General features: G+C 50.9%; 23 protein-coding genes. 10 read left to right on the top strand and 13 right to left on the bottom strand.

Features of this window, described 5'->3' with window-relative positions; genetic code table 11:
* Positions 1 to 3: 3 nt before the first annotated feature.
* Together NGM62_RS11585 and NGM62_RS11580 are read right to left on the bottom strand one after the other, a co-directional pair.
* The gene (locus NGM62_RS11585; RefSeq protein WP_262248126.1) at positions 4 to 339 is read right to left on the bottom strand and encodes a DNA-directed RNA polymerase subunit omega; all 336 of its coding nucleotides are present in this window, start codon (positions 337 to 339) and stop codon (positions 4 to 6) included.
* A 20-nt stretch (positions 340 to 359) separates the two neighbouring features.
* A complete protein-coding gene (locus tag NGM62_RS11580) occupies positions 360 to 1,253 on the bottom strand; it encodes an outer membrane protein assembly factor BamD (protein WP_262248124.1) in 894 nt (297 codons plus the stop codon).
* Between the two features lie 168 nt (positions 1,254 to 1,421).
* Here NGM62_RS11580 and NGM62_RS11575 point away from each other — a divergent pair, with 168 nt between their 5' ends.
* Together NGM62_RS11575 and NGM62_RS11570 are read left to right on the top strand one after the other, a co-directional pair.
* Positions 1,422 to 1,706, top strand: a complete 285-nt coding sequence (locus tag NGM62_RS11575; RefSeq protein ID WP_262248122.1) for a NifU family protein — start codon at positions 1,422 to 1,424, stop codon at positions 1,704 to 1,706.
* Positions 1,707 to 1,774: 68 nt separating this feature from the next.
* Positions 1,775 to 2,419, top strand: a complete 645-nt coding sequence (locus NGM62_RS11570; protein WP_262248120.1) for a hypothetical protein — start codon at positions 1,775 to 1,777, stop codon at positions 2,417 to 2,419.
* A gap of 60 nt (positions 2,420 to 2,479) precedes the next feature.
* Here NGM62_RS11570 and NGM62_RS11565 read toward each other — a convergent pair whose 3' ends face one another.
* The 6 genes from NGM62_RS11565 to NGM62_RS11540 all read right to left on the bottom strand — a co-directional run bounded on the left by NGM62_RS11565 (position 2,480) and on the right by NGM62_RS11540 (position 7,992).
* Complete coding sequence (locus tag NGM62_RS11565) at positions 2,480 to 3,700, bottom strand: FtsX-like permease family protein (RefSeq protein ID WP_262248118.1); 1,221 nt, start codon at positions 3,698 to 3,700, stop codon at positions 2,480 to 2,482.
* Between the two features lie 3 nt (positions 3,701 to 3,703).
* Positions 3,704 to 4,345: an MBL fold metallo-hydrolase gene (locus NGM62_RS11560; protein WP_262248116.1), complete on the bottom strand. Its 642-nt coding sequence runs from the start codon at positions 4,343 to 4,345 to the stop codon at positions 3,704 to 3,706.
* Positions 4,346 to 4,370: 25 nt separating this feature from the next.
* The gene (gene gldD, locus NGM62_RS11555; protein WP_449301313.1) at positions 4,371 to 4,952 is read right to left on the bottom strand and encodes a gliding motility lipoprotein GldD; all 582 of its coding nucleotides are present in this window, start codon (positions 4,950 to 4,952) and stop codon (positions 4,371 to 4,373) included.
* Positions 4,949 to 5,698 carry a shikimate dehydrogenase family protein gene (locus tag NGM62_RS11550; protein ID WP_262248113.1) on the bottom strand — a complete coding sequence of 250 codons (750 nt, stop codon included), beginning with the start codon at positions 5,696 to 5,698 and terminating at the stop codon, positions 4,949 to 4,951. The genes gldD and NGM62_RS11550 overlap by 4 nt, the downstream gene beginning before the upstream one ends.
* Positions 5,699 to 5,700: 2 nt before the next feature.
* Positions 5,701 to 6,456 carry a phosphosulfolactate synthase gene (locus tag NGM62_RS11545; protein WP_262248111.1) on the bottom strand — a complete coding sequence of 252 codons (756 nt, stop codon included), beginning with the start codon at positions 6,454 to 6,456 and terminating at the stop codon, positions 5,701 to 5,703.
* A gap of 132 nt (positions 6,457 to 6,588) precedes the next feature.
* A complete protein-coding gene (locus tag NGM62_RS11540) occupies positions 6,589 to 7,992 on the bottom strand; it encodes a tetratricopeptide repeat protein (RefSeq protein WP_262248110.1) in 1,404 nt (467 codons plus the stop codon).
* A 324-nt stretch (positions 7,993 to 8,316) separates the two neighbouring features.
* Here NGM62_RS11540 and amaB point away from each other — a divergent pair, with 324 nt between their 5' ends.
* The 4 genes from amaB (at position 8,317) to NGM62_RS11520 (ending at position 12,789) form a co-directional block, all read left to right on the top strand.
* Positions 8,317 to 9,861: an L-piperidine-6-carboxylate dehydrogenase gene (gene amaB / locus NGM62_RS11535; protein ID WP_262248108.1), complete on the top strand. Its 1,545-nt coding sequence runs from the start codon at positions 8,317 to 8,319 to the stop codon at positions 9,859 to 9,861.
* 142 nt (positions 9,862 to 10,003) lie between these two features.
* Positions 10,004 to 10,846 carry a 5-dehydro-4-deoxy-D-glucuronate isomerase gene (gene kduI / locus NGM62_RS11530; RefSeq protein ID WP_262248107.1) on the top strand — a complete coding sequence of 281 codons (843 nt, stop codon included), beginning with the start codon at positions 10,004 to 10,006 and terminating at the stop codon, positions 10,844 to 10,846.
* Positions 10,847 to 10,863: 17 nt separating this feature from the next.
* On the top strand, positions 10,864 to 11,994 hold the full coding sequence (locus NGM62_RS11525; RefSeq protein WP_262248106.1) for a DUF4861 domain-containing protein: 1,131 nt from the start codon (positions 10,864 to 10,866) through the stop codon (positions 11,992 to 11,994).
* 33 nt (positions 11,995 to 12,027) lie between these two features.
* Positions 12,028 to 12,789, top strand: a complete 762-nt coding sequence (locus NGM62_RS11520) for an SDR family oxidoreductase (RefSeq protein ID WP_390937141.1) — start codon at positions 12,028 to 12,030, stop codon at positions 12,787 to 12,789.
* On the opposite strand, the gene nadD is transcribed toward NGM62_RS11520, so the two are convergent.
* The 5 genes from nadD to dnaN form a co-directional block, all read right to left on the bottom strand.
* The gene (gene nadD, locus NGM62_RS11515; RefSeq protein WP_262248104.1) at positions 12,790 to 13,368 is read right to left on the bottom strand and encodes a nicotinate (nicotinamide) nucleotide adenylyltransferase; all 579 of its coding nucleotides are present in this window, start codon (positions 13,366 to 13,368) and stop codon (positions 12,790 to 12,792) included. It abuts the gene before it with no gap.
* An 11-nt stretch (positions 13,369 to 13,379) separates the two neighbouring features.
* Positions 13,380 to 13,952 (bottom strand): guanylate kinase, encoded by a 573-nt coding sequence (gene gmk / locus NGM62_RS11510; RefSeq protein ID WP_262248103.1) that lies wholly within the window; start codon positions 13,950 to 13,952, stop codon positions 13,380 to 13,382.
* A 5-nt stretch (positions 13,953 to 13,957) separates the two neighbouring features.
* Entirely contained in the window at positions 13,958 to 14,833 is an 876-nt protein-coding gene (locus NGM62_RS11505) for a YicC/YloC family endoribonuclease (RefSeq protein ID WP_262248102.1), read from the bottom strand.
* Between the two features lie 80 nt (positions 14,834 to 14,913).
* Positions 14,914 to 15,567, bottom strand: coding sequence for a DedA family protein (locus NGM62_RS11500; protein ID WP_262248101.1), 654 nt, complete (start codon positions 15,565 to 15,567; stop codon positions 14,914 to 14,916).
* Positions 15,568 to 15,572: 5 nt separating this feature from the next.
* Positions 15,573 to 16,697, bottom strand: coding sequence for a DNA polymerase III subunit beta (dnaN, locus tag NGM62_RS11495; RefSeq protein ID WP_262248099.1), 1,125 nt, complete (start codon positions 16,695 to 16,697; stop codon positions 15,573 to 15,575).
* Positions 16,698 to 16,848: 151 nt separating this feature from the next.
* Between dnaN and NGM62_RS11490 the strand changes: the two genes are divergently transcribed.
* From NGM62_RS11490 to NGM62_RS11475, 4 genes are all read left to right on the top strand, one after another.
* On the top strand, positions 16,849 to 17,049 hold the full coding sequence (locus tag NGM62_RS11490; protein ID WP_262248098.1) for a hypothetical protein: 201 nt from the start codon (positions 16,849 to 16,851) through the stop codon (positions 17,047 to 17,049).
* A 140-nt stretch (positions 17,050 to 17,189) separates the two neighbouring features.
* A complete protein-coding gene (locus NGM62_RS11485) occupies positions 17,190 to 17,684 on the top strand; it encodes a T9SS type A sorting domain-containing protein (protein ID WP_262248096.1) in 495 nt (164 codons plus the stop codon).
* A gap of 17 nt (positions 17,685 to 17,701) precedes the next feature.
* Positions 17,702 to 18,868, top strand: coding sequence for a type IX secretion system outer membrane channel protein PorV (porV, locus tag NGM62_RS11480; RefSeq protein WP_262248094.1), 1,167 nt, complete (start codon positions 17,702 to 17,704; stop codon positions 18,866 to 18,868).
* Positions 18,869 to 18,885: 17 nt separating this feature from the next.
* A complete protein-coding gene (locus NGM62_RS11475; RefSeq protein ID WP_262248093.1) occupies positions 18,886 to 19,329 on the top strand; it encodes a hypothetical protein in 444 nt (147 codons plus the stop codon).
* Positions 19,330 to 20,153 lie beyond the last annotated feature (824 nt).

The following is a 20,153-nucleotide window of genomic DNA, read 5'->3' as shown; positions in this document are numbered from 1 at the left end:
AGCTTACTCGTTCTCGTCTTCGTTCGCGGGGTTTCTGAAGTATATCTTATCGTTCAGGAACTCATCGATAGCAACCAAGGTTGGCTTGGGCATGCGTTCGTAGTGTTTGGAAATCTCGATTTGTTCCCTGTTTTCAAACACCTCTTCCAAATTGTCGTTGGTTGTTGCGAACTCGGCCAGCTTACCGTTCAGTTCTTCCTTCACATCGACAGCGATCTGGTTGGCGCGTTTGCCGATGATGACGATAGACTCGTAGATGTTGTCTGTCTTTTTGTCGAGTTCCCTCAGGTCACGAGTTACTGTTGTGTTTGGGATGGGGGTACTAATTTGAGTGCTCATATCTTTTGAAATTAATTCATTCAGTTCGTAGTGGATTCGGCCGCTGCTTGTTCTTCCGGAGCGGCTATTGCTGCGGCAATCTGCGCAGTATATTTCTGGGCCTGTGCCACTCCTTTTTCAGCGTCTTCTTTGAGTTGGTCGGCTTCTTTGCGGAACCTGCTGTCCGGATAGTCTGCAACGAAGTTGGCGTATAGATCCAGTGCTTTTCCGTAACGTTCTTCCTGCCGCGAGGGGTGGCTCTGCCCAGCGTACAGATATTGGGCTTTGATGCTAAGAAACTCCATCTCTTCAGCATATTTGGTGTCCGGAAACTCGATCAGGACATTATCGAAGGCAATCACTGCTGCGCGGTAGTCGTCTTGCAGGCCCATATCGAGGTAAAGCTTTGCATTATTGAAAGCCTTGGTTTCCAGTTTGTCGCGTAAGTCATCAATGAGGCCGGCGGCTTCCTGTGCCCGTTCGCCATCCGGGTAGAGGTTGATAAACAGCTGGAGGGCTTCAATGGCCCGATAGGTGTACTCCTGGTCGAGCCCGACCTTAGGCGATTCCAAGTAATAACAGTAAGCCCCCATATAACGGCATTCCTCGGCACGGGCGCTATTTGGATATGTATCTGTGAATTGCTTGAAATGGAAACGTGCTGACGTATAATCGCGCAGGTAATAATTCGTATACGCGGCGTAATAATACAAATCCTCCGCTTCGGCTTGGCCGCGGTACTTTTGTGCTAAGTCGTCGAAAAGAATAAGTGCTTTACTGTATTTTTTATTATGGTAATATTTCAGCGCCTCTTGGTATTTCTGGGCGATGTTGTTGCTAGCACGTAGTTTCTCGAATTTACTCTTACACCCCGCTGCCGTTATCACCAAAAACCCCACGGCAATCCATACCGTTATTCGCCTGTTTATAAACATCCTGCAAAGATACGTGAATTTAAAACACCTGTCAATTAAATTTTTAGGCCAAAATAAGGTGAAACCAGTGTACTGCCAAACAGTTTAACAGAGTTTAACAGATGGATCCGATATACATTATTGGGAAAATATCCGTATCTTTACAACCTTGTAATAATCACAGAGGTTATGGAAATACGGGAAAGAGTAGAACAGGCTTTGGATTCCCTCCGGCCGTATCTCGAAACGGATGGGGGCAATGTGAGCATCGATGAGATCACGGAACAGAATGTGGTGAAACTAAAGCTCCTGGGATCCTGTGCTTCATGTGCTATGAGCATCATGACATTCAAGGCGGGCTTGGAACAGGCTATCAAGAAGGCTGTTCCGGAGGTTACCGCTGTGGAAGCCATCAACATTACCGACATGGACGATCCGAACGCCACGATGCCTATCCCTCGGATGGGCGGTTAGCCTTTTTGGGGATTTAACATTATTTAACGGAGCGCGAGCTTACGAATACGTAGCTTTGTGGCGTAGTTATGGGAATAATCCGCAATATACTGGTTGTTTTGTTTACCCTGAGTACAGTGTGGGTGTCGTTTGCCCAGCAGAAGAAGCTGGTGCAGTTCAGCGGGGTTATCCACAATGCCGATACGAATATTGTTGTGCCCTACGTGTCGGTTATTAACCTATCCTATCAAAACTATACGGTTAACGCTAACCACCAGGGCTATTTTTCATTTGTGGCGCATGAGGGCGATACCATCCTATTCACTTCAGTGGGCTACCTTTCCGAACGTGTTATCATCCCCAAGGTGCCCGGAGATAAATACACGGCAATGGTGAATATGACGGCCGAGATTAAGGAGTTGCCCATGGTGACTCCATATCCATGGGCTAGTATCGACGAATTCAATATGGCGTTTATGTCGCTCGAAATCGCCGATGACGACATTGTCGTAGCGAAAAAGAACCTTTCACCCGAGTCGCTTGCGGCTTTGGCTGCAGTTACGCCCCGCAGCGCCGAGGAGATCCAAAGTTTCAGCGCCACGCAGAACCACATCGGCCTGACCAACAGAGCAGTGAACCAGCGGATGGCCAACCCGTTGCTGAGCCCCTTTGCCTGGGGTAATCTCATTAGACAGATTACGGAAGGGAATAAGAGCAGGGAACGGAATAGGTAGCTCAGGTAGGTATCGAAGAAGGAATAAGCCTCTTTGATAGCAGTTAAAACCTTTTATGCTTCACGACAATCGCACCGTCTGCTTTACGCTGAGGCGTGATGAAACCACCGAGATCAATGCCGATATGGCAAACACCGTAAGGAAAACCAGCAGGAAGTCGCTAAACCTGATATCCACGGGATAGACATCGGTAACCAGATTCTCCCCTTCGCCAAACCGGATCCAGCCGAGAGCCTGCTGCGACACACAGAAAAGAAAGCCCAGCACCAACCCGGCTAGGCAGCCGATAAGCGAGATGAGCAGGCCCTCGTAGAAAAAGATGCGCCGGATGAGCGAATCGTTTGCACCTAAACCCATCAATACCGAGATGTCTTTCTTTTTATCGATAACCAGCATCGTCAACGAGCCCACGATGTTGAAGAGCGCGATGATGCCCGTAAAAGCGATGATGATGAAAACGGCCCATTTTTCGGTGCGGACGATCTTGTATAATGTGGGGTTCTGCTGTTCGCGGTTTTTTACGACGTAATTATCGCCCAGCGCCGCAGAAAGCTCCCGCTGCACGGCAGGGATATCGCGGCCGGGCACGACGTTGATTTCCATGGCGGATATCTGTGAATACTCGCCCACGACCTCCCGCGCGAAGGCCATGGGTACGATGAGGAGGTCGTCGAACTCAGGGTTGTACTGAAGCACCCCCCCGGGCCGGATGGTCCGCATGTTGAATTCATCGGCCGGATTGATGCCGACCCGTGCCCCCTTGCGTGGAGAAAACACTTCGATGTGGCGCGACTCGTCGCCCAGTGCAACCCCTAGCATGCCCTGTACCCGCGCGCCCATCACAGCATAGTCCTCGTCGCCATGGTGCAACGTGAAATGCCCGCCCTGCAGCAGCGTATCCATGTGTTGTGGCGCCGTGCCCTCCGTCGTTATCCCCTTGACGGTAGCAATGTATTGTGCGTCGCCATAGCGTAACAGTACGCGCTCCTGCAGCACCTCGCGGTAGCTGCTCACATCGGTAAGGGTTTTCAACCGCTGGATGAGTGCCGAATCGGCCACAAATCCCTTACCCATGACGGGCTCGATCCGGAGCTCCGGCGTGAATGCACTGTACATGGAGAAAATCAACTTTTCCAACCCGTTGTAAAACGACAGGATGATGATGAGTGAAGCACTGCTTACCAATACGCCCACTACACTGATGCCTGAGATGATGTTGACGGCATTGACGGTTTTTTTGGAGAACAGGTAACGCTTGGCGAAGTACAGTGCGGTGTTCATAGGCTAGCCCCTAATAAACGGATTGGTTTTCTTTTCGTGGCCGATTGTGGTCTCGGGTCCGTGACCCGGGTACACGACGGTGTCTTCCGGCAGCACGTAGAGCTGCTGTGCGATGCTATCCAGCAACTGCTGGTGGTTGCCTCCCGGCAGGTCGGTGCGGCCGATGCTGTTCCGGAAAAGCACATCGCCCCCGATAAGGAACCCTTCAGCTTTGCTATAGAAACACAGGTGTGCTGGCGAATGGCCGGGCGCGAAGATGAGCGTTAGCTCCTGCTTACCGAAGGTGACGGAGCCAGTGGCCGGCAGGAATGTTTCGGCGATGGGCGATACATCATAACGTATGCCCATCTGCGGGGCATAATTCTGTACCTCCACCAGCAAGGGCAACTCACCCGCGTGGAATTGGGGTAGGAGGCCGTAGGTGTCGTATACGTAGCGGTTGCCCAGCACGTGGTCAATGTGGCAGTGTGTGTTGAGCAGCAGCGTGGGGGCCAGGCCCTCCGCATGTATGAAATCAACAAACGCCTTTTCCTCCTGCGGGCCATACATGCCAGGGTCGACGATGGCCGCGGCCCCCGTGTCGTCATATAATACGTAGGTATTCTCCTGGTAGGGGTTACAAACGAATGATTTGATGCGGATCATACAGCAAAGGTAGGTTTTTTGCGTTCTATTTCCACCGGAGGGAGCTGATCAGCGTATCGATATCGGCTTTGAGGAACTCCAATACCGGCTGTATCGAGTCCAGTCGGGGCTTTTCGTGGAAATACAATGCTCCCCGCAGGTAATGCCGCGTGCTGTCGGTAACGAAAAACTGGATATTCGAGGCGGTATTGCCGCTGATTTCGTATTTCAGCCCGTAAACCCGGGCTTCCGGACGGATGATCCGCTGTTGATCGATAGCTGTTGCTTTGACCGTATGGTTGAACGCGAACGTTCGGGCATCTTCCACCAGCTCATTGAAGTTTGCCTGCCCGGATATGGGCATGTAGCTGAGGTGGATGCGGGCATTGAATTGCGAAAAGTGTACATCCACCCAACAGGGCTGTGCATCTGCAGAGCGGTCGGGCTCCATTTCGGCGTATTGGGGGATGTTAAAGGCATAGGGGCAGTCGGTGGAAAGGGGCATATATCCCTTTTCGGGAAACTCGATGCGGAAATATCCGCGCGGTTTGGGAGAATAACGCTGTTGGCAGCTCCAAGAAAGGGCTGCAACGAAAAGGCCCAGGGCTATGGTGGCCAGGGTTTTCATCCAGTGGTGTTCCATATCTCCCAGTTGCGCTCAGCTTGCAGTTCGAGCATTTCCAGTCCGTTCTTGGTATCCGCACCCACGGCTTTTCCCCGTTTGAGGAATTCGGTTTCCGGTGGGTTGTATACCAGGTCGTAAAGCAAATGGCGGTCCCCCAACAGACCATAAGGGATACCGGGGTGGCTTGTCACATCCGGATAGGTGCCCAATGGGGTCGTATTGATGATGAGTGGGTGGATACCGATTACCGCGGCGTTTAGTTGCGAATAGTTGAGCTGCCCTTTCTGGGGCGACCTTGAGACAATAGTGTGGGCGATACCGAGTTGGCCTAGCGCGAAGGAGACCGCTTTTGCGGCACCGCCGTTGCCGAGTATGAGTGCAGCATCATGGTGGGGCTTAAGCAAGGGCTTCAGTGATTCCCGGAAGCCGTAGACATCGGTATTGTAGCCAATGAGCATGGACTTACTGCCTTTGCGCTCAATCCGGATACAATTCACGGCAGCGACAGCTTCGGCTTCCGGCGATAGCCCGTCTAAGTAATCCATCACTGCGATTTTGTAGGGGATGGTCACATTGACGCCCATCAACTCGTGGTCGTTTTCGATTAAACCGACAAAATCGGTTATTACGGGAATCGGGTATAACTTGTAATCGATGTCTGTGATTTGCTCCCGTTCGATCTTTGCGTCGTAGTATTTCTTGGAAAAGGAGTGTCCAAGCGGGAAACCGATCAGCCCAAATCTTTTCATCGTCAGATAAAATTATGGAATGTATCGCCCCGGAGCCCCATGCGGGTGGTTTCGAGGGCAATTATTTCGTTTGTACTGATATTGCCCAAGTTTACATTGGGTCCTACGAGATTGATGAAATATACCTGCTGTGCTTTGAGGGGGGCCTCCCAGATGATTTTTTCATTGGGAATTTCGTTAAGGATTTCGTCAACAAGGCCTTGCCTCACTTCGCCCGATTCGCGGTATAGGCCAACGTTACCGCTCTCGCGCGATTCGGCGATAAGGCGCCACGTACCGGCTTCCAGCTCGGCTTTCATCAGCGAAATCCATTTGTATGGGGCCATGATCTTGGTATTGTCTTTCGACCCGACTTCTGAAATAACCGTGGCATGCTTGGCGACAGTAGCAATGTATTCGCACTTTTCTTCATGGGGCAACGAGATTGACCCATCCGACACCTCAGCGTGTTCCATCCCATATTTTTCCAGTACACGGAGGAAGTCGTCGAACTGGTTCCGGACGACGAACGCCTCGAACAGGGTGCCGCCAAAATAAGGGTGGACACCCGCTTCACGATAGACGGCCAGCTTCTCCTCCAGTTGCGGGATGATATAGGCGGTGGTCCACCCCAGCTTCACGAAATCGATATATGCAGCACCTACAGCCATGAGATCTTCCGCTTGGCGTACGCTGAGCCCTTTATCCATGACCATGGTTAACCCGTTATTTCTAGGCTTTTGCGTTCGTGAAGGAACATTATTCAGCTGAAAATTCATCTGTTTTTTTAATTGTTGTTAATGGCGAAAATGGAATATTACGGGCAAATAACCAGAAAAAATCTGAAAATTTTCTGAAATACACACCTGTGGGTGACTGTTATATCGGCTGACCATGCCTTGGAAACTGTGCTACGGCATGTACTTCCTAATCACTTCCGTTATGGCTCTGTTGTCGCGAAGCTGTGGTAGATATTCGAACAATACAGCATGCTTGATGGGGTCTGCCCCAAGCCCCAGTTCGAGGTAGTTCAAGGCTTCGTTATACCTGCCGGCAGCAATGAGGTAAGCAACCATACGATAGTATAGCTCCGCACCGTCCGGGTTGTTTTTGATAGCTTCGGCGATGGTCTCGATAGCACGTTCCAGTTTGTTGCGCTCGTAGAGGACCGAGGAATAATCCAGCCAAGCTTCCAGATCGATGGGGTTGAGCTCCACGACTTTCTCATAAGCCGCTTCGGCTTCATCGAATTGTTTCAGCTTGTACCGAGCATCCGCAATTGCAAACCAGTAATCCGGATTGTCCTGTTCAAGGTCAAGCGCTTTCTTATAGAAGTGGAGCGATTCGAAATACCGCTCCTCATAGTCCAGCGTGACGCCAATCCCAAACCACGCATCGGCTAGCGTAGCGTCTATTTTGACGGCTTTCTTGTAGTACGACCGGGCTTCATCCATCTGTTCCAGCTTCTCATAGCATTCGCCGATGGCGCAATAGGTCTCCGCACCAGGCGGTTCGTACTCGAACGTTTGCCGGTATACTTCGATGGCTTCGCTGTATTTCTCGAGATTTACCAGCGCATTTCCCTTGTTGAAATAAGCCGAGGCAAAATTGTCTTTGATGAGTATGGCATAATCGTACGCATCGATGGCTTCTTCGTAGCGGTTTAGCTTATGATACGCGTTGCCGAGGTTATACCACCCCGCATATGAGTACGGGTCATTGTCGATGTATTGTTTGTAGAAAGCGATGCTCTCTTCCTGTCTGTCCAGCACATCGTAACAGAAAGCTAGCTCATACAGGGCATCCTGGTTTTCCATATTTTGCTCAAGGCTGTGCTTGAGGTATTCGATGGCTTTTTCGTAGTTGCCCTTATTTTGGTACAACAAAGCAATCTGCAAATAGACGTCTTCGGGATTCTCAGCGAGGTCCAAAGCCTTATTGAGGTTTTGAAACGCTTCGTCATAACGCTCCACGGAGCCCAATATACCGCCCTTGATCAGGTAGATATCGCCTTCTGACGGTTCGAGTGTCTCGGCTTTGTCCAAGGCGTTGAGCGCGTGCGCAAACTGGTTGGTCGCGGCAAACAGCTGGGCTTGCTTGAGGTAAAACACAACGGCAAACGGGTGTTGGCTCACCGCGTAATCAACAACCTGCAGTGCTTTGATCGGATCATTCTTGTCCATATAGTAGTCAATGATCCCCTCAAACGCCTGCGTGTCAAAAAAATATTGATCCTTATTGCGGATCATTTCTTCGTAACGTTCCACCGAGAGCTTAGGATCTTCGGCGGGCCCATATTCGAAATCGTCTTCCATCTATACTCCTTGTCTAAGAACTAACACTAGGCGCATCACTTTACCGAAGCTGCACTTTTGATGACAACAAAATAGGGCTTACCACCCAATATTGTTGACATAAGTTTTCAACAAAACATATGTCCTTGTCAAAACCCTTAGATAATCAATCAATTAAAACAGCTTCGCTTGTCAATAAACCAGTGCCACTCATGATGCCCTGGATGTGTTCTCTTGCTCTTTATCCACTATGTGGAATCCAAATAACACTGCAAAGATACGGAATCCAATTCGAAAAGTGTATCTTTGGGTTATTCGGACGTCGTCAGATAAAACCAAGTAAACATGAAAAACCACACCGACCTTTCGGAGATATTTAAGCGTTTATCAATAGCGACTGTTAATCCGGCTTGGAGTACGGGAAAGGTATCAGGTATGGCGGACGGCGGTATCATCGAGAGCAACTCGCCGGTGGATGGGCGGCGAATCGCATCGGTGGGGCAAACCACTCCAGAAGCATTCGATAGCGTCGTAGATCGGGCCGCCACCGCTTTTTCAGCATGGCGCGATATCCCGTCACCACGCCGTGGGGAGATCGTGAGGCAGTTTGGTGACGAGCTGCGTAAGCATAAGCACGACCTGGGCACGCTGGTTTCTTATGAAATGGGCAAGAGCCTCCAGGAGGGGCTAGGTGAAGTACAGGAAATGATCGATATCTGCGATTTCGCTACCGGATTGAGCCGGCAGCTGTATGGGGTAACGATGCAGTCGGAGCGCCCAGGCCACCGGATGTACGAGCAGTGGCATCCGGTGGGGGTGGTTGGTATTATTTCAGCATTCAACTTTCCTGTGGCGGTATGGAGCTGGAATGCAGCCATCGCCTGGGTATGTGGCAATGTATGTGTCTGGAAACCATCAGAAAAAACCCCGGTTACTGCGGCGGTATGCCAACAACTCATCGGGGCAGTACTAGCGCGGAATGGTGCTCCCGAAGGGGTTTCCTGTTTGGTACAGGGTGACCGTACGCTTGGCGAGCGGCTGGCTGGAGACCGCCGGATAGCACTGGTCTCTGCTACTGGTTCAACCCGGATGGGTCGATCGGTTGCGGCAGCGGTAGCTTCACGGCTGGGAAAAAGTATCTTGGAGCTCGGAGGCAATAACGCCATTATCGTCACTGAACATGCCGACCTCAACATCGCACTCCCGGCGGCTGTATTCGGCGCGGTGGGTACGGCAGGCCAGCGGTGTACGACCACACGGCGGTTGATCATCCACGAGGAAGTATATGACACGTTCAAAACCAAGCTAATGCGTGCATACGAACAGCTGCGCGTGGGCAATCCCTTGGATGAGAAAAATCACGTAGGGCCGTTGATTGATCGTGAGGCGGTGGCGAATTATGAGGCGGCGTTAGCCGCATGCAAGGACCAAGGAGGGCATTTTATTGTGGCAGGAGGGGTGCTGCAAGGAGATGGGTATGAATCGGGATGCTATGTCAGACCGTGCATTGCGGAAGTTTCGCCAGACATGGCGATCCTGCAAACGGAAACGTTTGCCCCCATTCTTTACATGATGAAATACACAACGATAGATGAAGCGATCAGGATACATAACGAAGTGCCCCAAGGGCTCTCTTCTGCCATCATGACGCTTGATCTGCGTGAAGCCGAAAGGTTCCTTTCGGTGGCAGGCTCAGACTGTGGTATTGCCAATGTGAATATCGGCACGTCGGGCGCGGAAATCGGTGGAGCTTTTGGAGGCGAAAAGGAAACCGGAGGGGGCCGTGAATCGGGGTCGGATGCTTGGAGGGCCTATATGAGGAGGCAAACAAGTACGATAAATTATTCAGATGCACTTCCTTTGGCACAGGGGATCAAGTTTGATTTGTGAATGGGGGCAACCAAGACGGTCGGGATTAAGTTTTTCCGCTAGTCGTGTAAACGTTTGCATTCTTTGTGGAATGTCCTTATCTTAGCCGTTTCTGTAATGTCAGTATAAAGCAAGAGATATAAATTTATAAATTAAGGCAGCTATGAGCGTACATTATGAATCCCGTTATGCACTGGGACCTATTGAAACAAAACAAATGGATACCGACGAATTGCGGAGCAATTTCTTGATTGAAAAAGTCTTTGCCGCCGATGAAATCCAATTAGTATATACCCATTACGACCGTTACATTGCGGGAGGAGCGAAACCGGTGAGCAAGTCGATTAAATTGGAAACCATTGACGCACTGAAAGCCCCGTATTTTCTCGAACGGCGCGAGCTGGGCATCATCAATGTTGGGGGAAGCGGGTCGGTAACTGTTGACGGAACTGTTTATACGCTTGCATTCAAGGAAGCATTGTATGTGGGCAAGGGCAACGAGGAGGTGGTGTTTGCGAGTGACGATCCAGCCAATCCGGCCAAGTTTTACCTGAACTCGGCTCCAGCACACCATGCCTACCCTACCAAGAAGATAACCAAGGCAGAGGCACAAGTGGTAGAGCTCGGCAGTTTGGAAACCGCTAACCACCGTGTTATCAACAAATTATTGGTGGCCGATGTGGTTGAGACCTGCCAATTGCAGATGGGTATGACAGAACTAAAAACCGGTAGTGTTTGGAACACGATGCCGGCCCATACCCACGACCGCCGCATGGAGGTTTATTTTTATTTGGAGGTACCCGAAGGGCAGTCTGTAAGCCACTTCATGGGCCAGCCCCAGGAAACACGCCATATCTGGATGCAAAACGAACAAGCGGTAATTTCGCCCCCTTGGTCTGTTCATGCGGGGGCGGGAACCAGCAATTATACATTCATCTGGGGCATGGCGGGCGAAAACATGGATTACGGTGACATGGACGGGTGCGCGATTACGGATTTGAAATAGTCTATAAAGCAATGGCTATGAATTGGTTAAATTTTTTCAGCGCGTTGCCCCTGGCTGCCTTGTCGATGGCCTGTGGAGGCAGAGAGCAATCAAAATCTATCGTCGTAAACAACCCCTTAGCAATTGAGCGGCATGAGGTTGTTGCTGTTCCTTATGCGGAGTTTGTAAACGCTTTTGGGCAGGATAGCATATTCCGGGTGTTAGACGTGGCGAGTGGCGAGGAAATTCCCCACCAACTGGAGAGCGGTGGAGCCGGGACCCCACAAAATGTGCTGCTTTATGTTGCGGTGCCCGCTTCGGGTGAAATAAAGCTGGCAGTGGAGAAATCGGCACCGAAGGCAGTGGCAGCGAAAACATTTGCGCGCTATGTGCCCGAGCGTTACGATGATTTTGCATGGGAGAATGATGTGGTTGCTTTCCGGATGTATGGGAAAGCACTCGAAGGGCGGCCCGACGACGCACAAGGTATCGACCTGTGGTCAAAGCGGACCACCGATTTGGTTGTGGATAAATGGTATGCCCATGGCGATTACCATACCGACCATGGCGAGGGCATGGACTACTATTCAGTGGGTATGACGCTGGGAGCGGGCGACATTGCTCCTCTGGAGGGCGACGAGGTTATTTATTCTAAGCACTACCGAGGTTACGAAGTGCTGGATAACGGCCCCCTGCGCACTACGTTCCAGCTGGATTACGAGCCTTGGCAGGTTGGCGGAAAGTCGGTGTCGGTAAGTAAACGGTATACCTTGGATGTGGGGTCACAGGTGAACCGCGTGGAAGTGGTTTATAAGGTCGACGGTGGCGGGACGATTCCGGTTGCTATTGGTGTCGCCCGGCGGGAAGATGAAGGTAAGATATCGAACGAACAGGGTTCCGGGATATTTGGTTATTGGGAGCCCGAGAGCGAAAAGCACGGTACAACCGGGGTCGGGGTCGTGCTTGCGGACGGCCAGTTTGAGCGGCTCGTGGAGACGCCCGAACAGTACCTGATGGTGGTTACGGCGACAGCCGGTGAGCCCCTTGTGTATTACAATGGGGGTGCGTGGGACCGGGCGGGTAAAATCACCGATGCTGCCGGTTGGTTTGCATACCTGCGCGCGGCAAAAGAAAAAGAAACTTCGCCGCTGAGCGTTGAAATAAAGTGATTGTATCATCTAACTAGATTCATAAGAATGACAATGAATAGATTCGATTTGACAGGGAAGGTGGCGTTGGTGACCGGCTGCAAGAGAGGTATCGGTAAAGCGATTGCAGAGGCACTGGCAGAAGCTGGAGCGGATGTAGTCGGGGTATCGGCTTCGCTGGAGTTACAAGGAAGCGACGTAGCCACCGCCGTGGAAGCTACTGGCCGCCGCTTTTATGCATACCAAGCTGATTTCAACAACAGGAAATCCCTTTACGCATTTATTGAGCAGGTGAAGGCCGACCATACCCAGATAGATATTTTATTTAACAATGCGGGCACTATCTTGCGTAAGCCCGCCGCCGACCACCCCGATGAGTATTGGGACCAGGTTATTGAGATCAACCAGAATGCACAGTTTATCCTTACCCGCGAAATCGGTAAAGACATGATAGCCCGTGGCAGCGGAAAAATCATATTCACGGCATCATTGCTTACCTTTCAAGGCGGTATCAATGTACCGGGCTATGCCGCATCCAAAGGAGCCATTGGGCAGCTTACCAAAGCCTTTGCAAACGAATGGGCCTCAAAAGGCGTAAATGTAAATGCGATAGCTCCGGGTTATATCGCTACGGACAATACGGAAGCACTGCGGAACGATCCGGACCGGAGCCGCGCGATTTTGGAGCGTATTCCTGCCGGTCGCTGGGGCCAGCCCGACGACTTTAAAGGCCCTGCGGTGTTCCTGGCATCTGAGGCAGCTAACTATGTACACGGAACGGTGTTGACTGTGGATGGTGGCTGGATGGCGAGGTAGTTACCTATACAACCCCTTGCTTTCAATGAATGCCTTTACACTATCAGGCACGAAGTAGCGTATGTCTTTGCCTTGCTTCACAGCATTGCGAATGAAGGTGGACGAAAACTCCATTAAAGGCGTGTCCGTGACTGTGATAGAGGGGTGCTCCGACAACTCGGTGGGTCCTTGGTAATCCGGCCGCGGATACACCAGGATATGGTAGTCCCGAAGGATGAGCTCATAATTTTTCCACTTAGGGAGCGAGATTAGGTTATCTGATCCCATAATGAGAACAAACGTGTCGTTGGGGTATTTTTCGCGTAAGTAAGTGAGCGTATCGATGGTGTAGGAAGGTTGTGGCAGGGAAAACTCGATGGTGCTGCTGCGGATGTTGGGAGCCTGTTCAATGGCGAGGTTTACCATTTCCAACCGGTCGTATTGATTGATCAGCGAGTCTTTTTTTTTCAGTGGGTTATGCGGTGTTACCACCAGCCATACTTCGTCCAGCTCCGTGTAGTTGGCCATGTAGTTGGCGATGATGAGGTGGCCGGTGTGGATGGGATTGAATGATCCGAAAAACAAACCGATGTGTCGCATACACGTCTTATTTATGATTCGTTGAGAAAATCAAGCAATAGCTTTTCGGCATCTAAGCACGCTTTTTCTAGGTCGTCGTTTTGTAGGATGACGTCAAACCGTTCGGCATAAGCCAGCTCCTTCTCCGCCTTCACAATGCGCTCATGCAGTTTTTCCTCGCTGTCGGTTCCGCGGCCGCGCAGGCGCTGTGCAAGCACGTCTAACGAGGGTGGCTGAACGAATATGGCCAGCGCCCGTTCGTTGAACTTCCGCTTCAGATGAAGACCGCCCTCTACGTCGATGTCGAAGATAACCTGTTTACCCATAGCCCATATCCGGTGTACCTCTGACCGCAATGTGCCGTAAAAAGTGCCTGAGTAGACTTCCTCAAATTCGATGAATTCTTTTTTGGCAATCCGGTGTAGGAAATCCTCTTTGGAGATGAAGTAATAGTCCTTACCATCCACTTCACCTTCGCGGGCTTGCCGTGTGCTTGCCGAAATGGAAAAAGAGATTTTATCGGGATGCTTACCCAGCAGGTATTTTACGATGGTGGTTTTACCAGCACCGGAGGGGGCAGAAAAAATTATGAGTTTACCTTCCATGCGGGTTACAGTACGTTTAGCAGTTGTTCCTTGATTTTTTCGAGCTCCTCCTTCATCCGTACCACTACCTGTTGGATACCGGCATGGTTGGCCTTAGAGCCAAGCGTATTGATTTCGCGTCCCATTTCCTGCGAGATGAAACCCAGTTTCTTTCCGTTTGCATTTTCATCTTCGAGTGCCTGTAGGAAATAGTTGCAGTGGCTACGGAGGCGCACTTTCTCTTCCGTGATATCTAATTTGTCGATGTAGAAAATCAGTTCCTGTTCGAAGCGGTTTTTGTCTACCTGTTCCTTTCCCACCACTTCTTCGAGGTACTGGCCTATCCGATCGCGGATGAGTGGGATACGGTCAGTCTCGGTTGCCTCCACTTCGGCAAGCAGTTGCTGGATGCTTCTGGTGCGCTTAGCGAGATCGAGTTGAAGCACGGAACCCTCATCAACCCGGAATTGGTTGAGTTGAACCACGGCATCTTGGAAAGCGCCCATGAGTAGGGCGGCCTCCTCTTCGTCGGCCTCATCCTCGTTATGACTTACTACCTCCGGCATGTTGAGCGCCAGTTCAAAAAGATTGTTTGTTTCGGTACCAAGTTCGTTGGCGATGGTTTCCAGTTGCTCGTAGTAGTTCTTAAGCAAGGATGCATTGATGGTTGCGGCCCCCGCGGCTTGGTCGATGTACTCTACGCTTACAGTAAGGCTTACCTTGCCCCTTTCGATCAGGCGTGAGCATTCGCCCCGTAACGATAGTTCTTTGTCTGAAAAGGCCTTTGGAAGCCGTAGGTTCAGCTCCAGGAACTTCGAGTTGAGTGATTTGAGTTCGACGGTGTACTTTACCTTCTGGTTGTCTCTGGTGCCGATGCCATAACCAGTCATGGATTTAATCATGTGCAAAAGTAATAATTTTCCTACCAAATAGTTTTTGGTAGCAATAAAAGCGTGTTGGACTTCTTGGGTATCGGCTGGTCTTATGCCTCTTTTTTGAGTTTTTCTTTTATCACTTCAAAAATGATGGGCATAATGGATACCACAATGATTATCAATACCACCTTGGAAAAGTTATCCCTGATGAGGGGGATATTCCCTAGGAAATAGCCGGCTAGCGTAATACCCACCACCCACAGTAATGCGCCGACCACGTTGTAGGTTAAAAAAGTTCCATATTTCATCCTTCCGATCCCGCCAACGAATGGTGCCAGTGTCCGGACAATGGGCACGAAGCGGGCAATCACGATGGTCTTGCTACCGTACTTTTCGTAAAATGAATGCGTCTTTGCGATTTGCTCATCTTTAATGATCTGTTTGCCAAAAAGCTTGAACTTGGTTACCTGCATTCCGAACCGCTTTCCTATGGAATAGTTTAGGGAGTCGCCTGCAATTGCTGCCACGAGCAAAAGAAGGATTACGACCCATACGTTTAGCTCATTCGGCTGGGCCGCTAGCATCCCGGCAGCAAATAGCAGGGAGTCGCCGGGCAGGAAAGGCATCACCACGATACCGGTCTCGATAAAAATGATAAGGAACAGGATCAGGTAGGTCCACGTCCGGTACTCGTTGACAATTTCGACCAAGTGCTGGTCGATATGTAAAACGAAATCAATCAGAGAATAGAGGAGGTCCAACGCCGTTATCCCATATTATTCAACATGACGGGCATGACCAGCATCAGGATATCCTCGTCTTCTTCCGATATGGCGGGTATCAATAACCCAGCCCGGTTCGGGGTGCTCATTTCGATAATCACTTCCTCGCTATCGAGGTTTGTTAGCATCTCCACCAAAAACTTCGCATTGAAGCCGATTTCCATGTCTTCACCTTCAAACTGGCAGCTCAGCCGCTCATGTGCTTCGTTGGAGAAATCGAGGTCTTCCGCCGATATATGGAGTTCGCTACCCGAAATCTTCAGCCGTACCTGATGTGTGGTCTTGTTGGCAAAAATAACAACGCGGCGTAAGGAGTTGAGGAATATGTGCCGATCGAGTGTCAGTTTATTGGGGTTGACCTGCGGAATAACAGCCTCATAATCGGGGTAGCGTTCATCGATGAGCCGGCAAATCAGGTGTATGTTGCCAAACTTGAAAAAGGCATTGGTGCTGTTATATTCCATAGAGACGGCAGAGTCATCTATGGGCAAAGATGATTTCAACAACGATAGTGCCTTCTTAGGTAAAATCAACGATGTAGGGCTGTCGGTGCCGATATCTTTGCGGCGGTAGCGTACGAGCTTGTGGGCATCGGTTGCGACGAAGGTGGCGGATTGTTCCGCCAACTGTACCAACACACCCGACATGGCTGGACGTAGCTCGTCATTGCTCACTGCAAATATCGTTTTGTTAATGGCTTCAGCCAGTACCGAGGCGGTTAGGGTTACCGCAGATGCATTGTCAACAACGGGGATCTTCGGAAAATCGTCGGCATTCTCGCCGCTTAGCTTGTATTTACCGTCACCAGCACTGATTTCGATAGCCAGGGTAGCCGTATCGACAGAAAAAGCTACTGGCTGGTCGGGGAGCGTCTTAAGCGTCTCGATCAATATTTTGGAAGGCATGGCCACGCGTCCTTCTTCCTTGGCCTCGATAGTCAGGGAGGTAACCATGCTGGTTTGCAAATCGGTAGCCGAGATGGTCAATATATTGTCCTTGATTTCAAACAAGAAATTTTCCAAGATCGGCAGTACGGTACTACTGCTTGAGGCTCCGCTGATGGCTTGTAGTTGTTTTAATAAAATGGAAGTAGATACAATGAATCTCATGTCCGAATATTATAATGTGCAATGATAAGGAAAAGATTTGGCATTCGACAAATGAGATTGTGATTTGCACGGTAGAAACGGCGCGTAAAGAAGTGTCAGCAAACAATCGTTTCGGCGGGTTGTTATACTACTGGAATCAAAGGGTTACGTTATGGAAACGCACAATCACCGAACGGACAAGGATGGCAGGCCGGAAGCAGAAGAGAACTATGCGGTACATAAGGAAAACCCGGCACCATCACCGGAAGCGATCAATGAGCCTAATGATCGCCCCGCCAGCAATACGATTTGGGCCGCGGTTATCGTGGCAATCATTATCATGGCCCTTATCTATTTTATTTTTATTTACTAGGAAAGTAGATTCCATTTTACTGCCCGTGAGGGTCGAAAGAGCCGAGCAAATCGGGTATTTTATTTTAGTTGTTAAAACACTAACATTGTAATTCATATTTTTCATAGTTTCGTAAAGTCATTAATTACGTCTACCACGCTATGAAATCGTTAGTATTTACCTGTGCGATTTTTTTGTTTTGGGTCGCTGTCGCTTTACCGCAGGAACTCGTCAGGCAGGTTGTTGCCAATGCGGGTCACAGCGCTGCGGTTGGCTATACCATTTTCCAATACTCCATCGGCGAGCCCGTAGTCGCCACAGCTACTGTTGGCGGACTTTTGCTCACGCAGGGATTCCAGCAACCTGAGGTGGCAGGGCCGACCAAAGCCCCGGAGGCTCCGTTTGTTTCGGATTTAATCGTTTATCCCAACCCAGCTGCTGAATTTACGAAGCTGGAGTTTGATCTACTCCAGGATGGCCGGGTGGTATTTATGCTCGTGAATAATGTTGGCCAGGTCGTGCGGACCGAAACGAGCCAAATGCTGGCGGGGCGTGTTACCTATACGTTACCCCTCAGAGACTACGCTTCCGGATTGTATTATTTGGTAATCCGGACCGGCTACCGGACCTATACGGAAAAATTAGTTATCCAATAATCCCAAGCGAGACGACCATGAGTATCCTTCTCCTCAAATCAGCATGTGTGCTGATGCTCGTTGTGTTGCTTCCTGTTTTTTCAATGGCCCAGACAGGGCGCGGCACCATCACCACGGGAGCCTCTTTTCTTTTGTTGAGCCCGGATGCCCGGACCACGGGGGTGGCCGAGGCAGGCACGGGGCTCCTAGCGGACGCCAATTCGGTATTCGTCAATGCGGCCAAGTTGAATTTTGCCGGCGAGAAGGGATTAAGCTTCTCCTATACACCATGGATGCGGCAGCTGGTGAAGGACGAGCATTTGGGTTACCTCACCGCTTTCCACCGGCTCAGTCGGCGCGAGGTGCTCGGGGTTTCGGTGAAATACCTCGATATGGGCGAGATCAATTTCAGGGATGATACAGGAAACCTGTCGCAGCGCTATAATGCGGGCGAGATTTCCATCGACGCGAGCTATTCGCGCTTACTGGGCGAGCATTTCGCTATGGCGCTCACGGCGCGCTATATACACAGCAACCTCGGCTCGGGCACCTACAACGGGCTGGACATGGACCAAGCTAGGGCGTTTGCGGTCGACCTAGGCGTATACTCAGAGAAGAGCTACGTCAATTCAAGGCATTTCAGCAAGCGTTTTGCGTGGGGTGTCAACCTGACCAATATGGGTACAAAACTCAACTACACCAATGCGAAGGAGAGCTTTCTGCCGATGAATCTGCGGATGGGCGTTGGTTACGGTTTAAATAACGACCCAAATAACCGGCTAACGCTCTTGCTGGATGTCACCAAGCTGCTGGTTCCCTCGCGGCCGCAATACCGCATAAACGAGCAGGGTAATATGACAACCGAGATTGAAAAAGGCCGGGACCCCGACCGGAGCGTGTCTTCGGCATTATTCACGTCTTTTTTTGATGCGCCGGGGGGCTTTCGCGAGGAGCTGTCGGAGTTCGCCGTATCCGGTGGGCTGGAGTTCTGTTATTACCGGCAGTTTTTCCTGCGCACGGGGTATTTTTACGAGGACCCTGAAAAAGGCAATCGGCAGCATTTAGCCGCGGGCGTGGGTTTCCGTGTGCGATCTTTACAAATAGACATCGGCTACCTCGCCCCGATGGCACAGCGATTTACGGCCCGCAATGAATTGAAATTCACCTTGAGTTTCCATCCGGGGAATATATTGGATATGGACTAAAAAACAGCAATAAACATATGAAAAAGCAACTAATTTACACCATGTTGACCGCAGTATTGGCGGCGGTTTCGGCAATGCAGGTGCATGCACAGACCGGTGAAAGCAATGTTTCAGAAGCACGTATCAGGCAACTCTTATCGGCAGACGGCACGAAAAACACGGAAATCAAGTTCAATGCAGGGGCCGTAAATCGGGTGCAAACGCTGTCAATTAATCGCAAGCACGAAGTTTCTCCGAATTCGCCACAGGAGTTGCGGGCGCTGATTTTTGAAAACTACACCCCGGCAGTGCCAAAAAGTGAAACCCTGAGAACGATGAAAACCACACTGGTTTCACGAGGCTCGGGTGCCGAGACGTTGCCGTCGGAATCATCGGCAGATGAGACCGCTGAAACGATGAAGGCAGAGGCGTCTCCGGCACAAACGCCGCCCACACAGGGCGATGTGAAAGAAGAGCAGTAAACCGAATGACTAACCAGAAAGAAACAACATGTATATGAAGCGGTATTTTCCCTACTACGCGGCTGTAATCCTGCTATTTGTAACCTTGGGGGTTTACGGGCAGTCGGGCCTGACGGGCATTAACTACCAAGCGGTTGCGCGCAACTTGGATGGGACGGTGATGGCCGACAAGGATGTCGGCGTTCGAATATCCATTATCGGCGGTTCGGCCAACGGTGTTGTGCAATACCGGGAGGAGCACCGGGTGAAGACGAACACCATGGGGCTTTTCACCTTGCAGATCGGCAGAGGCTCTGCCTCCCATGGAGCTTTTGCGGAAGTTCCATGGCAGGATGCTAACCAGTTTGTGAAGGTGGAAGTGGCTGTCGACAACGGCGGTTACACCGACTTGGGCACCATGCAACTGATGAGTGTACCTTTTGCCCTATATGCCGCCGATGGTGGAAAGGGCGGTCCGGCTGGCCCTCAAGGCGCGAAGNCCATGGCAGGATGCTAACCAGTTTGTGAAGGTGGAAGTGGCTGTCGACAACGGCGGTTACACCGACTTGGGCACCATGCAACTGATGAGTGTACCTTTTGCCCTATATGCCGCCGATGGTGGAAAGGGCGGTCCGGCTGGCCCTCAAGGCGCGAAGGGTGATCCGGGTGATGTTGGCCCTGCTGGCCCAGTCGGTCCGGAAGGCCCTGTAGGTCCCATTGGTCCTGCCGGTCCCCAGGGTTTGAATGGTGATCCAGGTGATGCTGGCCCTGCTGGCCCAGTCGGTCCCATTGGCCCTGCTGGTCCCCAGGGTTTGAAAGGTGATCCGGGTGATGTTGGCCCTGCT

This window comes from Parapedobacter soli (assembly GCF_025460835.1).
Lineage (GTDB): Bacteria > Bacteroidota > Bacteroidia > Sphingobacteriales > Sphingobacteriaceae > Parapedobacter > Parapedobacter soli.
This window is presented reverse-complemented; position numbering and strand designations above follow the sequence as displayed.

Coding starts and splice junctions, on each gene's coding strand:
- NGM62_RS11570 (WP_262248120.1), top strand. CDS start 1,775: ATGGGAATAATCCGCAATATACTGGTTGTTTTGTTTACCCTGAGTACA.
- NGM62_RS11475 (WP_262248093.1), top strand. CDS start 18,886: ATGAAAAAGCAACTAATTTACACCATGTTGACCGCAGTATTGGCGGCG.
- NGM62_RS11490 (WP_262248098.1), top strand. CDS start 16,849: ATGGAAACGCACAATCACCGAACGGACAAGGATGGCAGGCCGGAAGCA.
- NGM62_RS11550 (WP_262248113.1), bottom strand. CDS start 5,698: ATGAAAAGATTTGGGCTGATCGGTTTCCCGCTTGGACACTCCTTTTCC.
- NGM62_RS11525 (WP_262248106.1), top strand. CDS start 10,864: ATGAATTGGTTAAATTTTTTCAGCGCGTTGCCCCTGGCTGCCTTGTCG.
- gmk (WP_262248103.1), bottom strand. CDS start 13,952: ATGGAAGGTAAACTCATAATTTTTTCTGCCCCCTCCGGTGCTGGTAAA.
- gldD (WP_449301313.1), bottom strand. CDS start 4,952: ATGAAAACCCTGGCCACCATAGCCCTGGGCCTTTTCGTTGCAGCCCTT.
- NGM62_RS11585 (WP_262248126.1), bottom strand. CDS start 339: ATGAGCACTCAAATTAGTACCCCCATCCCAAACACAACAGTAACTCGT.
- NGM62_RS11485 (WP_262248096.1), top strand. CDS start 17,190: ATGAAATCGTTAGTATTTACCTGTGCGATTTTTTTGTTTTGGGTCGCT.
- NGM62_RS11520 (WP_390937141.1), top strand. CDS start 12,028: ATGAATAGATTCGATTTGACAGGGAAGGTGGCGTTGGTGACCGGCTGC.
- NGM62_RS11545 (WP_262248111.1), bottom strand. CDS start 6,456: ATGAATTTTCAGCTGAATAATGTTCCTTCACGAACGCAAAAGCCTAGA.
- NGM62_RS11560 (WP_262248116.1), bottom strand. CDS start 4,345: ATGATCCGCATCAAATCATTCGTTTGTAACCCCTACCAGGAGAATACC.
- NGM62_RS11575 (WP_262248122.1), top strand. CDS start 1,422: ATGGAAATACGGGAAAGAGTAGAACAGGCTTTGGATTCCCTCCGGCCG.
- amaB (WP_262248108.1), top strand. CDS start 8,317: ATGAAAAACCACACCGACCTTTCGGAGATATTTAAGCGTTTATCAATA.
- NGM62_RS11505 (WP_262248102.1), bottom strand. CDS start 14,833: ATGATTAAATCCATGACTGGTTATGGCATCGGCACCAGAGACAACCAG.
- dnaN (WP_262248099.1), bottom strand. CDS start 16,697: ATGAGATTCATTGTATCTACTTCCATTTTATTAAAACAACTACAAGCC.
- nadD (WP_262248104.1), bottom strand. CDS start 13,368: ATGCGACACATCGGTTTGTTTTTCGGATCATTCAATCCCATCCACACC.
- porV (WP_262248094.1), top strand. CDS start 17,702: ATGAGTATCCTTCTCCTCAAATCAGCATGTGTGCTGATGCTCGTTGTG.
- kduI (WP_262248107.1), top strand. CDS start 10,004: ATGAGCGTACATTATGAATCCCGTTATGCACTGGGACCTATTGAAACA.
- NGM62_RS11540 (WP_262248110.1), bottom strand. CDS start 7,992: ATGGAAGACGATTTCGAATATGGGCCCGCCGAAGATCCTAAGCTCTCG.
- NGM62_RS11565 (WP_262248118.1), bottom strand. CDS start 3,700: ATGAACACCGCACTGTACTTCGCCAAGCGTTACCTGTTCTCCAAAAAA.
- NGM62_RS11580 (WP_262248124.1), bottom strand. CDS start 1,253: ATGTTTATAAACAGGCGAATAACGGTATGGATTGCCGTGGGGTTTTTG.